Here is a 13669-nt window from a genome sequence, read left to right as displayed (position 1 = left end):
CGAATCCGGTGGATCGCGACCATGCAACTATTCGGTATTCTCTGCTCGATTGGCGCCGCTCTGTTCTGGGCCATGGCCGTGATCATGTTCAAAAAAAGCGGTGATACGCTTTCGCCCACGGCCCTGAACCTGTTCAAGGGCGTTGTCACCCTGATGCTTTTGCTACCGACCCTTTGGCTGGCCGACGTGTCCCTGTTCCCCCCGCATCCGGCCACGCATTGGCTACGCTTCGGGCTATCCGGATTGCTCGGCATCACCCTGGCCGACAATTTTTTTTCATGGCCCTCAAACGCCTGGGTGCCGGGCTGTGGGCCGTGGTGGACTGCCTTTACCTGCCCATGGTGATCGTCTTTTCAGGAATTTTTCTGGGAGAATCCATTGGTGTGAAGGGGATGTTGGGGGCTGCCTGTGTGGTCATCGCCATCATGGCCGGATCGTACTCGGGCATATCCTTGAATCGTGAACGCAGGGATCTTGTCATCGGGCTGTGCTTCGGGCTGGCGGCAGTCGGTTTTCTGGTCATCAGCATCATCATGGTGAAGCCCCTGTTGGAAGATACCAGCGTCTTGTGGGCCAGCTTCGTCAGAATCCTGGCCGGCGTCAGCGGCCTGTTGATCATCGCCGGGTTTCATCCGGAGCGGGCGACCGTCATGGCGGTGTTCAAGCCGTCGGCCGTCTGGAAAACCGCGCTTCCGGCGGCCATCGTCGGCAATTACCTGGCCATGCTGGCCTGGCTGGCGGGCTTTAAGTTTACCCTCGTCGCCGTGGCCGCCATCCTGAACCAGCTAAGCACCATCTTTACCTTCATCCTGGCGGCGATTTTCCTCAAGGAACCGGTCACCTTGCCCCGCCTGATCGCCACGCTCCTGGCCGTTTGCGGTGCGGTGCTGGCGGCATCGGTGTAAGGCTCACGCACAGGAGTGATGAACACGTAAGAAGTCGCTGATCAGACGGATTCGTAGAAAGCCCGAGATCAAGGCTTGCGAATCCTGAGGAGCGAGGCGTACTTAAGCGTACGCCGCAGTGACGAAGGATTCGCGTAACGCCGATATCGGGCTTTCTACGAATCCGTCAAGAAGTATGATCGAAAAGGTATCCGATGGAGCGCAGACTTTTAAAATAGACCGGGTTACGGGGATCGTCCTCAAAGTACTTGCGAAAACGGACGATAAAATTATCCACCGTGCGGGTCGATGTTTTTCGGGAGTACCCCCAGCCGATCTGCAGCAACTGATCCCGCGAAAGCGGTTTTCCACGATGGGTGATAAACAGCTTCAGGACCTTTACCTCTTGCTCGGTGAGGGAAATCTCGCCCATGCGGCAGCGGGCGGTGTGGGTCTTGAAGTCAATGCGATTGTCTCCAAAAGCATAGGTGTCAAAGTGGGACACGGCGGATGTGCCGTTATCCCTCCCCCAACTGCCGCGTTTCAACAAACGTTCCACGCGCAGGAGCAATTCCTCGAGATTAAAAGGTTTGGCCAGGTAGTCATCCACACCGAGCGCAAGGCCTTTGATCCGGTCGTCCGGATCGCCCTTGGCCGAAAGAATCAGGACCGGCAGGCGCTCATCCTCCAGGCGGATACTCTGCAAAATGGACAGGCCGTCGATTCCCGGTAGCATGATATCCAAAATGATCAGGTCCGGTCGCATGGCCTTCCACTGGTTCAAACCCGAAACACCATCGGCAGATAGAAAAACCTCATAGCCTTGCAACGTCAGGTTCAGTTGAATGCCTTCGGCGATGTGAAGATCGTCCTCGATAATCAAAATGCGCTTTTGGGGCTTATCCATAGGGGTTCTCCTGGGAATTCCGGTACGCGTGGGGTCATTCCAGCGTCGGCAGCATCAATGTGAAGGTGGACCCCTGGCCTCTTCCCGGACTTTCGGCCGTGATGCTGCCATTGTGCAAGCGGGCGATATTCTGCACCAGGTGCAGGCCGAGCCCGCTGCCTTTGGCGCTCATGTCATCGGAGCGGCCAATCTGGTAAAATTTTCGAAAAATCTTTTTCATTTCCTTACGATCAAATCCGATGCCGTTATCGACAAAACGGATGCGGGTCTTCTTGCGACCGGGTTCGACAAAAATATCCATCACGGGCGCCTCGGCATTATTGTATTTGATGGCATTGGTTATGATGTTGATCAACAGCATCTCGAACAGATGCCGGTTGATGCGCTGGTATACGGTGTTGATCACCGGCGTATGAACGCGGATGCGGCAGGATTTGAAAAGGTGGTTGTTCTCTTCAAGAAACCGATGGATGACGCCAACGAGATCGCAGACGACAAACTCGCCCATGTAACTCTTACTCTCCAGCTTGGCCAGGTTCAGGATACGGTTGATGGTTCCGGCAAGGCGGTTCACGTCAAGGAGCATGTACTGGATATATTTCAGTTGATCGGCCCGTGGCAGTTCATATTTGGAAAAGGTCTGTAAATAAAGTTGCAGGGATGTCACCGGCGTTTTCAATTCATGGGTGAAATTGTTGATGAAATTGTTCTGCAGACGGTAGAGCTGGGTGGTTTTCTGGCTGAAGACGAAAATAATGAAAATACCCATCAAAATGGTGCCGATCAGGATCGACAGAACCAGGATGACAACCCAGGTGTCCGCGGCAACCATTTGCTCCTGCTCCAGGTTGAAGCGTTCCATGGCGGCCCTCAATCCCGAACTGACGCCGACGTACCAGTAGATATAGAGAAACAGGGAGGCCACCAGGGCTGTCACGGAGAGCCCAAATACCAAAATGGGATGAAATAACCACTTGACTTGTTTCATCTGTTTCTTCTCTCCGGGAGTTGATCGGCGGATCGCGCAACATTAACGTGTAAGGAATGATATCGGTTTTCAAGCCGTATTTCAATCGATGCCCATCGCCCCAGCGGGGAAATGGACTTGACCAGCCGCGGCTTCCATAATAGGCTAAAGTCATTGCCTACCTACCGGGTCCATGATGTTTGTGCCTTTTTGACTTTGTGAATCCTGCGCCTGCGAACCGCGACTTGCGAATGGTTGCCGTAAACGGATAAACCACCACCGATATGATCCGCCCGCTGGAACGAATCGCTCGTTTCAACGGTTGTTTCGTTCGACCAACCACTAACCTATAAGGGGGGAATCATGAGCGAAAGCGTGTACAAAGTCATCGAACTGGTCGGCACCAGTCCTTCGTCCTGGGAGGATGCGGCGAAAAACGCCGTTGAAACGGCAAGTAAATCGCTGAAGGATTTACGCATTGCAGAAATTACGAAACTGGATATGCGGGTCGAAAATGGGAAGGTGACGGCCTACCGCGCCCGGGTGAATCTATCGTTCAAGTATGGCGCCGATTAAGCCATTGGCGAGCCAACAGATCATCGCCGCCGGGTGGGAAAACCCGGCCGGCGATGATCGATTCAGTCCATGGCCCGGGTCATCAGGTCACCCACCATTTTGGAAAACGCGCCGGGTTGTCCAGCTTGCCGCCTTCGGCCACCACCGCCATGTCGAAGAGCAGTTGGCTGTAGTCCTTCAGCACGGGATTGTCCCGGTCGCTTTCGTAAAGGGACTTGATTTTCTCAACCACCGGATGGTCCATGTTCAGTTCGAGCACCCGCTTGACTTCCGGGGCTTTCTGCCCGGACGCCTTGAGAAGCTTTTCCATATAGGCACTCATGTCCCAGGCGTCCCCCGAAAGGCAGGAGACAGAATCCTTCAGCCGGCTTGAGGGCTTGACTTCCTTGATATTCTCTTCCAGCTGCCCCTTGATAAAACCAAAAAGAGCATTGTAAGCCTCTTTTTTGGCATCATCCACCGTGTCCAAGTCCAGGTCGCCCTTCTCGGCGCTCTTGAGAGGCTTGCCGTCATACTCGGTCAACGACTGGACCACCCACTCGTCCACCGGGTCGGTCATCAAGAGAACCTCGTAATCCTTTTCCTTGAGTTTTTCCAGGTGGGGGCTGTTGAGCAAAGATGAGAGTTTGTCGCCGGTAATGTAGTAAATCTCCTTCTGGTCGGCGGCCATGTTCTTCACGTATTCATCCAAGGAGACCCACTTGTCCGCGGATTTGGTGGTCTTGTAGCGGGTCAGGGCGGCGATCTTTTCCTTGCGGGTCGGATCCGTATAGACGCCCTCCTTCAGCACGGGGCCGAACTCATCATAAAACGTGTTGTACTTTTCCGGCTCCATTTTTTCGAGCAAGTCGAAAAGCTTTTTCAACAGATTCTTGCGGATGTTGATGACGAGGCGGTCCTGCTGCAGAATTTCACGGCTGACGTTGAGGTTTAAGTCCGACGCATCCACGACGCCTTTGACGAAGCGAAAATATTCGGGCATCAGTTCCTTGCAGTCATCCATGATAAAGACGCGCTTGGAATAAAGATGAATCCCATGCCGACGCTCGGGCGTGAAGAGGTCGAAAGGCGCCTTGGACGGGATATAGAGCAGCGCGTAGTACTCGGTGGTCCCCTCGAACTTCAGGTGGATCCGCTCCATGGGCGCGTTCCAGTCGTGGCTGAGATGCTTGTAGAACTCCTCGTATTCCTCGTCCTTGACCTCACTGGCGCTACGCGTCCAAATGGCCTTCATGGAGTTGAGCGTCTCTTCACGCATCACCTTGCGGGTCGTGGCACCGATGGGCTTGTCGTCCTTGTCCTTGATGATCTCTTCATCGGGCAGCGGTTCGTCCCGCTCGACCTCCATGGTGATCGGGTAGCTGACGAAGTCGGAGTGTTGCTTGACGATGTTGCGGATCACCCACTGGTCGGTGTAGTCTTTTTCTTCCTTGTCCTTTTTTTTCAGCTCCAGGGTAATGGTCGTCCCCCGGGTGGCCTTCTCGGTGGTTTCAATGTTGAAAGTGCCGTCGCCACTGGACGTCCACAAGACCGCTTGATCGGCGCTGGCACCGGCCGCCCGGGTCAGCAGGGTGATCTTGTCGGCCACCATGAAGGCGCTATAGAAACCCACACCGAACTGGCCGATCAATTCGGGAATCAGGGTCTCATGGCCTTTGGCCTGCTCCAGGGCTTCCATAAAAGCGGCCGTGCCACTCTTGGCAATGGTGCCGATGTTTTCCAAAACCTCGTCATAGGTCATGCCAATGCCATTGTCGGAAATCTCGAAGGTCTGTTTGATGGCATCGGGTTTAAGATGAATCTTAAGCTCGGTGTCGTCCCCCAGGATGCCGGGCTCGGTTTCGGCCTTGTAACGCACCTTGTCGATGGCATCCGATGCATTTGAGATCAACTCCCGCAAGAAAATGTCCTTGTTGGAATAGAGGGAATTGATGATCAGATTGAGCATCTGCTGTACTTCGGTTTTAAATTGATGGGTTTCCTTCTTTGTTTCCATTGGCTCTCCCGGTTGCTCCTTCTTCGATATTTTATCAATGGTTATAGTGAGTTCTATATTTACGATGAACAATAATGGGTGCGATTTGACATTTGTCAAGACATGCTGAGGGACTCGCCAAGGGGGAGGGATCATGAAAGGCCGACGCACGATACGCCCACTTTATGCGCCTGCACGGATGAACTTGCAAAAAGTCGCCGCTCCGACGGATTTTGCGCGTTGGCCCCAATGCCGGATGATCGATGCGGCGTCCGTTCAAAAATCAAAACACACATTTTTTAAATTATTATCAAGATGATAAGATTAATTCGAACTTGACGCCAAGAGAGGGTTCAAGATTTTGAACTTTTTTAGTTTTGCCAATATCATGTTTGATTTCAACAAGGTGCGCTTCAACCACCAATTCCGGAGTTCACGATCTTGAACATGATCGGCTCCAATTCAAATGAAGCATGCCCTTGCCACGCACCCCAAGGAGCGCTCGCACAAAAATTTAATCCTTTTATTACAATATATTAAGAACGGAAAAAGCCCACTTCGACAAAAATCATCCGTTTTGGCAAGTCACTTGCTATAATGCTTGGCAACCTAATAATTATCATCTTTTCTCCTCCTTAACGGTTAATCGGCGTCATCCCGGTTAACCGTTTCCTTTTTGGCTCAATTGAAATTGCAAATTTCCATCCAAGGGGATAAACTATTATCTGATTTCGGTGGCTGTAGACGCTACGCCCCTTAGCGCTTGTTTGAAAAAAGTCTCCAACTCGATAAACGGCCCTGGACTGTAAGCGCCATACCTGAATTGCCATCTGCACGCAGCGAATACGTTTCCACCACGTCCGCGTCGACGTGGTGGGCGGCCGGCCCTGGTTAACCCAAAAAACCATCACCGACATGCTGTAATTCCGCAAATGCCCTTTCCCGATTGGAGAAATCGGGGAACATTCATAATTTTTTTCAAATTTGGAGGTAAACATGGAAAACAGACCATGGGTCTTCGGTTTTGAAGACCGCGACAAGGTCAAGGCGTGTGTGGGTGAAAACTGGGATGCCGTACGCGGACTCTTGGGGGGAAGGGCGCCAACTTAGCCGAAATGGCGCGCATCGGTCTGCCCGTGCCCCATGGTTTCACCATCTCGACCGAGGCGTGTAACACGTTTCTCGCCGCCGGTGGAACCTTTCCCAAAGGCATGTGGGAGGAAGTCCTCGCGGCCCTGGCCCGCGTGGAAGAAAAAACCGGCAAACGTTTCGGCGGGAAGGAGAACCCCCTGTTGGTCTCCTGCCGGTCGGGCGCCAAATTCTCCATGCCCGGAATGATGGACACGGTACTCAATATCGGCTTGAACAGTCAGACCGTGGAGGCCATGATCCGCCTGACCAATGACCCGCGGTTTGTCTTCGATGCCTACCGCCGGCTGATTCAGATGTTCGGCAGTGTCGTCATGGGTATCCCCGACGAGCCCTTCGAAGCGGTCATCGCCAGCGCCCGCCGGTCCGCCGGTGTGGTCAACGACAATGAACTGTCGGCCGACCATTGGCAGGACGTGATCAAGCAGTTCAAAGTGATCTACCGACGCCATACCACGCACGATTTTCCCGAAGATCCCCTCAAGCAGCTCAAAATGGGCATCGAAGCGGTGTTCAAAAGCTGGAACGGCAAGCGTGCCGTGGACTATCGCCAGGCCGCCGGCATTGCCAACGACCTGGGGACGGCCGTTTCCATCGTCACCATGGTCTTTGGCAACCTGGGGGAGGATAGCGCCACCGGCGTGGCCATGACCCGCAATGGCTCGACGGGTGAAAAGCAATTGGAGGGAGACTACCTGACCAATGCCCAGGGCGAGGATGTCGTCGCCGGGATTCGCATGACCAAGGATCTTTCCCAGTTGAAAACCGAGATGCCCGCCATATACACCGAATTCGAACGCATCGCCCATCTTCTCGAGAACCATTACCGCGAAATGCAGGACATGGAGTTCACCATCGAGCGGGGGAAGCTGTGGATGCTGCAAACCCGGGATGGCAAGCGCACGGCCCAGGCGGCGGTACGCATCGCCGTGGATATGGTGGAGGAAGGCTTGATCGATCGAAAGACCGCAGTGTTGCGTGTTCAACCCGATCATGTGGATTTTTTCCTGCACCCTCAATTCGACCCGGCCGCCATCGCCAGTGCCAAGTTGCTTGCTCGCGGCCTGAACGTCTCGCCGGGAGCGGCCGTGGGCCAGATTGCCTTTGATGCGGACATGGCCGCGGCCTGGGCCAAGCACGAGGGCAAGGCGGTGATCATGGTACGGCCGGAAACCAAGCCGGACGACGTTCACGGCATGCTGGCCGCCGAAGGCATTCTGACCAGCCGGGGCGGCCGCACCAGCACGCGGCCCTGGTGGCCCGTCAATTCGGCAAACCGGCCGTGGTTGGCGCATCGACCATCACCCTCGATCTGACCAAACGTGAGATGATCGTGGGGGAACGAACCATCCACGAAGGCGAGTGGATCAGCATCGATGGCACCGCCGGCATCGTTTACGAGGGCCAGTTGGCCACCATGGTACCGGACATCAAGGACTCTTGGCTGATCAAACTGCTCTCCTGGGCCGATGATTTTCGGACGCTGGGAGTACGGGCCAACGCCGATTATCCCCGCGATGCCCAACGGGCACTGGACTATGGCGCCGAGGGGATCGGCCTGTGCCGTTCCGAGCACATGTTTTTCGAAACCGATCGACTGCCCCACGTTCAAAAAATGATCATGACCGATTTTCCCGTGGAACGTCGCGAAGCCCTGGCGGCGCTGCTGCCCTACCAGCGTGCGGATTTTGCCGGGCTTTTCCGGGTGATGGGTGGCCGACCGGTGATCATTCGCCTGATCGACCCGCCCCTGCACGAGTTCTTGCCCGACTTGGTGGAACTCGTGTCGGAGCTGGCCGATCTCAAAATTCGTCTCAAACATGCTCGGGACATGGCGGCTATCGACGCCCTGCTCAGTGAGATCCGCCAAAAGGAGCAGTTGCGCAAGCGGGCCCAAAGTCTGCGCGAGGCCAACCCCATGTTAGGCCTGCGCGGCGTCCGCCTGGGAATTTATATTCCCGAACTTACCACCATGCAGGTGCGCGCCATCTTCGAGGCCGCCTGCATGGTAACGAAGGAAGGCACTCCCGTTCAACCGGAAATCATGATCCCGCTGACCAGCCACGTCAACGAGTTGATCCGGCAACGCGACGTGCTCGAAGCCGAGGCAAAGACTGTCATGACCGAGCAGGATGTCGACATCGCCTACCAATTCGGCACCATGATCGAGCTGCCGCGGGCGGCCCTGACCGCCGACCGCATCGCCGAACATGCCGAGTTCTTCTCTTTCGGCACCAACGACCTGACCCAGACGACCTTCGGCATCTCCCGTGATGACGCCGAATCCGGTTTTCTCGTAGAATACATGGAAGGCGGAATCCTGCCGGCCAACCCCTTCGCCACCCTGGACCGGGACGGCGTGGGGCAGCTGATCGACATGGCCGTTAAAAAAGGACGGTCCACCAAGCCCGGCCTCGAATGCGGCATCTGCGGTGAACATGGCGGAGATCCGCAATCCATCGCCTTGTGCCATGAACTGGGATTGACTTACGTTTCCTGCTCGCCGTTCCGGGTGCCCATTGCCCGGCTGGCAGCGGCCCATGCCGCTTTGCGGGAGAAAGAGCAAAAGCCGGTCTGATCGACACTCACCCATCATGTCCCACGCCAGGAGGATGTATGCAACGCGCCGTCGTGGTTGTTGTCCTGATTCTGTTGAATGCGCTGGCCGTATTCGCTGACCTTGCAGCGCAGGCCCAATCGGCGGACATCCCGCCGGCCCTGGCCCCCTGGAAAGCGTGGGTCATGCATGGGGAGGCACAGCAGCGCTGTCCGGCCCATTTTGACGATGGCGAGCAGCGCCGCTGCTGGTGGCCATCGCGGCTGTTCATGAACGTCGGCGAACAAGGCGGCCTCTTTGAATTGCAGGTTTCGGTCTATGCCGCCAGTTGGGTCACCTTGCCGGGCGACACCGCGCACTGGCCTGAATCGGTCAGCATTGACGGCCATCCCCTGCCGGTAAGCGGACCCGACCAACGTCCCGCCGTCTGGCTGGAGCCGGGTGACTACCCGATCCGCGGCGCCTTCATCTGGGATCGGTTACCGGAATGGATTCAGACGCCCGCTGCCGTGGGGGTGGTTGCGCTGACCGTGAAAGGCCACGAGGTGCCCACCCCCTCGCTGGATAGCAAGGGACGGCTGCAGCTACATGAAAAACACGATGCCGACCGTCCGGAGGACACCCTTTCGACAACCCTCTTCAGGTTGATCGAAGACGACATCCCCATGCGCATCACGACCCGTATCCTGCTTCGGGTTGCCGGTCGCAACCGGGACATCCGCCTGCCGCACCTTTTACCCCAAGGCGCGATCCTGATGGCCATCAACAGCCCCCTGCCCGCCCGCTTTAACGAAAACGGCGAGCTCGTCATCCAGGGCAAACCGGGCCGATGGGATGTTCGGGTAACCGTGCGGCTGAGCGGTCCGGTCCACCGGCTCCCCATGGGCCAGGGAACCTATGGTGATGAAATCTGGTCATTCAAGGCCTACAATGACCTGCGCATGGTCAAAATTTCCGGGGCACCTTCCATCGAGCCCTCGCGAACCGAAATGCCCAATGCGTGGAAAGACTATCCTGCCTATCAAATGACGCCTGGCACGGCACTGGTGTTCGAAACCATCCGCCGGGGCGATCCGGACCCGGCACCGGACCAGCTGAATCTCGACCGAACGTGGTGGCTCGATTTCGACGGCGGCGGCTTCACCCTGCATGACCGCGTCACCGGCACCCTGAGCCGCACCTGGTACCTGGCCATGCGTGCGCCCCTGGAACTGGGGCGTGTAGCTGTGGACGGGCAGGACCAGCTGATTACCCGTCAGGGAGACCACGGCCTGCCCGGCGTGCAGCTGCGCCATGGTCGTCTGGAAATGGCGGCGGACAGCCGACTGCCACGGGATGGCGCCGCACTGCCGGCCGTCGGCTGGGATCATGATTTTCAACAGGTCAGTGGCCTGCTGCATCTGCCGCCGGGCTGGACGCTCTTTTCAACCACCGGCGTGGATGTTCCCCCCGGCACCTGGCTGCAACAATGGACGTTGCTGGATTTTTTCCTCGTTCTGGTCATCGCCATCAGTGCCTATAAGATTTACGGCCGAATGGCCGGGCTGCTGGCCCTGTTGACCCTGGCCGTGATCTACCATGAACCCGGTGCGCCACGAATCGTCTGGCTGCACCTTGTGGCGGTGGCTGCCCTGCTCAACCACCTGCCCAAGGGCTGGTTCCGCAGGCTCGTCACCCTCTGGGGAATCGGGGCGATGGTTACGCTGGTGGTGGTGGCCCTGCCGTTTATGGTGCAGCAGGCACGCGTGGCCATCTATCCACAGCTCTCCCGTACCGGCGCCATGGCCCCATTGCTACCATCTCCGAAGCGGTCGGCCATGGTCCTTGACGAGCAGCGTGCCGCCGCGCCCCGATCCACGCTGATGAGCAAAGCCATGCCCAGCAGCATGGACAAGGCGCCATCTGCATACGCTGAATCCGTCGAAGGTGCCACTCGGTTCGCACCCGATCCGGATGCGCTGATCCAGACCGGCCCCGGCCTGCCGACCTGGCGTTGGCAAACCGTGCGATTGCGCTGGAACGGCCCCGTTGATCGGCAGCAGCAGATTCATCTATGGCTGTTTTCCCCCACCGTCAATCTTGTCTTGGGGCTGGCCCGGGTGCTGCTTTTGGCCCTTCTGGGCCTGGTCTTTCTGGACCCGCGCCATTGGCGACGGCGCCTTCAGCTTCCGTCGGCCGGCGGTACCGTGGCCCTGGCGCTGCTGTTCTGTCTGACACCCACCGGTCTGCTGCGGGCGGAAAACGCACCCCAAGCCTTCCCCCCCCAGTTTCTGCTGGATGAATTGCGCCAGCGTCTGGTCGAACCGCCGGCCTGTTTGCCCCACTGCGCCGACATCAGCCGTCTTGAAATGACCACCACCCCGGACCAGCTTCGTTTGCTAATGCAGGCACACGCCCAGGTCGATGCGGCCATTCCCCTGCCGACCACCTCGGACAGTTGGCGCCCGGCGCAATTGATGGTGGACAACGCGCCGGCCCGCAGCCTGACCCGCGACGGGAAGGGCAATCTGTGGCTGGTGGTCCCCCAGGGGGTTCATCAAATCAAGATGACCGGCCCCGTGGGCCATGTCGATGAGATCCGCATCGCCTTTCCTTTGCTGCCCCGCCAAGCCACCTACGCTGGCGTGGGTTGGCAAGCCCGAGGTTTTCGGCCGGACGGCGGCATGGAATCGGCCGTGTCGCTAAGCCGTGTGGATCGTTCCGAAACGGACGAAACAGCCGCTTCCACGATAGCCGTTCCCGCTTTCTTCGAGATTACCCGTACGCTTCACCTGGGAATCCAATGGGAGGTGGTCACCCAGATCCGACGCCTGACCCCACCGGGAACGCCGGTGATGCTCAGCGTGCCGCTCCTGCCGGGAGCCGCCGTGACGACCGCGGGTATCCAAGTGATTGACGGCATGGCGCAGATCACACTGGAACCGGAACGGTTGCAACGCACCTTTTCGGCAACCCTCCCCATTTCGCCTAGCATCCGGCTCATGGCGCCCCAGAACGTTCCTTGGCGGGAAACCTGGATACTGGATGCGGCACCGATGTGGCAGTGCGTGGCCACGGGTCTGACAGCGGTACACCATCAGGATCGGGCCAGCAACTGGCAGCCCCGCTGGCAGCCATGGCCTGGCGAGTCGGTGGTCATCGCCGTAACGAAACCGCAGGCGGTTCACGGTCGGACCCTGACCATCGACAGCGCCCGGCTTGACCTGACCCCCGGAAAACGAGTCTCGCGATCCGCGTTGAGCCTGTCCATCCGCGCCAGCAAGGGCGACCGCCACAAGATCGAATTGCCGCAAACGGCCAATTTACAGGATGTCAAAATCAATGGGAAAAGCCTGCCCATCCGCCAGGAAGGGCACATCATCAACATTCCCATCGAACCCGGCACGCAAAATGTCGATCTTCAATGGCTGCAGCCCACGCCAAAGAGCTTGCGGCTCAAAGCCCCCAAGGTCAATGTGGGCGCCGCAGCGGTCAATGCGGCGGTTTCATTTCACATGCCCGACCATCGCTGGATTCTTTTTGCCGGCGGCCCGCAGCTGGGGCCGGCGGTTCTTTTCTGGAGCTATGTGCTCGTGGTGTTGGCCGCGGGCATCGGCCTCGGTCGAATCTCCCTCACGCCCCTTAAAACCCATCAGTGGATGCTGCTTGGCCTGGGACTGACCCAGGTTCCGGCCATCTATGCCGTGGGGGTGGTGGCCTGGCTGCTGGCCTTGGGCTACCGTTGCCGAAAGCCGGCGCTTGAACGCAAGTGGATGTTCAACTGTGGCCAGATCCTTTTGGCGCTGTTCACCGCGGCAGCATTGGCCGCGCTTTACACGGCCATCGAACGGGGCCTGCTGGGTATTCCCGACATGCAAATCGCAGGCAACCTCTCCACGCCCTTTCAGCTCAACTGGACCCAGGACCGCATCGCGGGACCGATGCCAATGCCCTGGGTGATCAGCCTGCCCCAGTGGATTTATCATCTACTCATGCTGCTCTGGTCCCTCTGGCTGGCCTTCAGCCTCATCCATTGGCTGCGCTGGGGATGGCGCTGCTTTTCCAGTCATCAACGATGGCGCCCCATCCAATGGCGGCGCAAATCCAAACCGGCTCCCGCGGCACAAACCGCGGGGACAGACAACGCGCCGTCCCACTGAGGCGGGTCCGATTGCACGGCGCCTGACCGGCCGCCCGGCTTTCGGCGGGTCAGGCGCCCATGCGAAAAATCGGTTCAGTCCCAGAAATCAGCGTGGAACTTTTTCGTTCCACTGCAACATTTCTTTCCATTATTATATATTACTTTTATTTCAAGTTTTTATATATTGATCTGGCAAGCAGCGTGGAACGATTTCAAACCATTTAGCTTATTTCGTCTCTCCCCGACAGACCCAATCGCTTTTCCCGAGCCTCAGCCCCATCAGTCTCGCAAAGATAGACAACCACCCAAAACAACGACCCATTCGTCAGCATGGCTGATTGACCGTCGGATAATTGCGGCCGGTTTCCGTTTTTTGGCAAACCAATTGCTTTTTATTCGGTGAAATCAAACCGGCGTTTTGATTGACCGGCTAACGATCCGCCCAATGAAGGAGCAACCATGATTGTCGGAATCTTGAAAGAGATCAAATCGGAAGAGAACCGGGTGAGCATGACCCCGGCAGGCGTGGAGGTC

8 protein-coding genes and 1 pseudogene are annotated in these 13669 nt (G+C 57.3%); 6 read left to right on the top strand and 3 right to left on the bottom strand.

From position 1 onward, the window contains the following. The first annotated feature begins 21 nt into the window (after positions 1-21). Positions 22-345 carry an EamA family transporter gene (locus tag JCM12296_RS11845; RefSeq protein ID WP_054693041.1) on the top strand — a complete coding sequence of 108 codons (324 nt, stop codon included), beginning with the start codon at positions 22-24 and terminating at the stop codon, positions 343-345. After that, the gene (locus JCM12296_RS11840) at positions 279-905 is read left to right on the top strand and encodes a DMT family transporter (RefSeq protein WP_083456083.1); all 627 of its coding nucleotides are present in this window, start codon (positions 279-281) and stop codon (positions 903-905) included. The genes JCM12296_RS11845 and JCM12296_RS11840 overlap by 67 nt, the downstream gene beginning before the upstream one ends. Positions 906-1071: 166 nt before the next feature. Here the strand turns inward: JCM12296_RS11840 and JCM12296_RS11835 are convergent, their stop codons facing one another. Further along, complete coding sequence (locus JCM12296_RS11835; RefSeq protein ID WP_054693035.1) at positions 1072-1791, bottom strand: response regulator transcription factor; 720 nt, start codon at positions 1789-1791, stop codon at positions 1072-1074. A 34-nt stretch (positions 1792-1825) separates the two neighbouring features. Then, a complete protein-coding gene (locus tag JCM12296_RS11830; RefSeq protein WP_054693032.1) occupies positions 1826-2779 on the bottom strand; it encodes a sensor histidine kinase in 954 nt (317 codons plus the stop codon). 342 nt (positions 2780-3121) lie between these two features. On the opposite strand from JCM12296_RS11830, the gene JCM12296_RS11825 reads away from it, so the two are divergent. Then, positions 3122-3334 carry a dodecin family protein gene (locus tag JCM12296_RS11825; protein WP_054693029.1) on the top strand — a complete coding sequence of 71 codons (213 nt, stop codon included), beginning with the start codon at positions 3122-3124 and terminating at the stop codon, positions 3332-3334. 82 nt (positions 3335-3416) lie between these two features. On the opposite strand, the gene htpG is transcribed toward JCM12296_RS11825, so the two are convergent. After that, positions 3417-5330, bottom strand: a complete 1914-nt coding sequence (gene htpG, locus JCM12296_RS11820) for a molecular chaperone HtpG (RefSeq protein WP_157067559.1) — start codon at positions 5328-5330, stop codon at positions 3417-3419. Positions 5331-6424: 1094 nt separating this feature from the next. Between htpG and JCM12296_RS44265 the strand changes: the two are divergent. The 3 genes and pseudogenes from JCM12296_RS44265 to JCM12296_RS11810 all read left to right on the top strand — a co-directional run. Continuing rightward, positions 6425-7752 (top strand): annotated as a pseudogene (locus JCM12296_RS44265) (pyruvate, phosphate dikinase); the annotation flags it as partial. A 33-nt stretch (positions 7753-7785) separates the two neighbouring features. After that, the gene (locus JCM12296_RS44260) at positions 7786-9036 is read left to right on the top strand and encodes a putative PEP-binding protein (RefSeq protein ID WP_422698684.1); all 1251 of its coding nucleotides are present in this window, start codon (positions 7786-7788) and stop codon (positions 9034-9036) included. A 38-nt stretch (positions 9037-9074) separates the two neighbouring features. After that, positions 9075-13154 (top strand): hypothetical protein, encoded by a 4080-nt coding sequence (locus tag JCM12296_RS11810; RefSeq protein ID WP_054693022.1) that lies wholly within the window; start codon positions 9075-9077, stop codon positions 13152-13154. Positions 13155-13669 lie beyond the last annotated feature (515 nt).

The organism is Desulfosarcina cetonica JCM 12296, assembly GCF_001311845.1.
Taxonomy (GTDB): domain Bacteria; phylum Desulfobacterota; class Desulfobacteria; order Desulfobacterales; family Desulfosarcinaceae; genus Desulfosarcina; species Desulfosarcina cetonica.
Note: the sequence above shows the minus strand (reverse complement) of the source record. Positions and strands in the feature narration are given on the sequence as shown.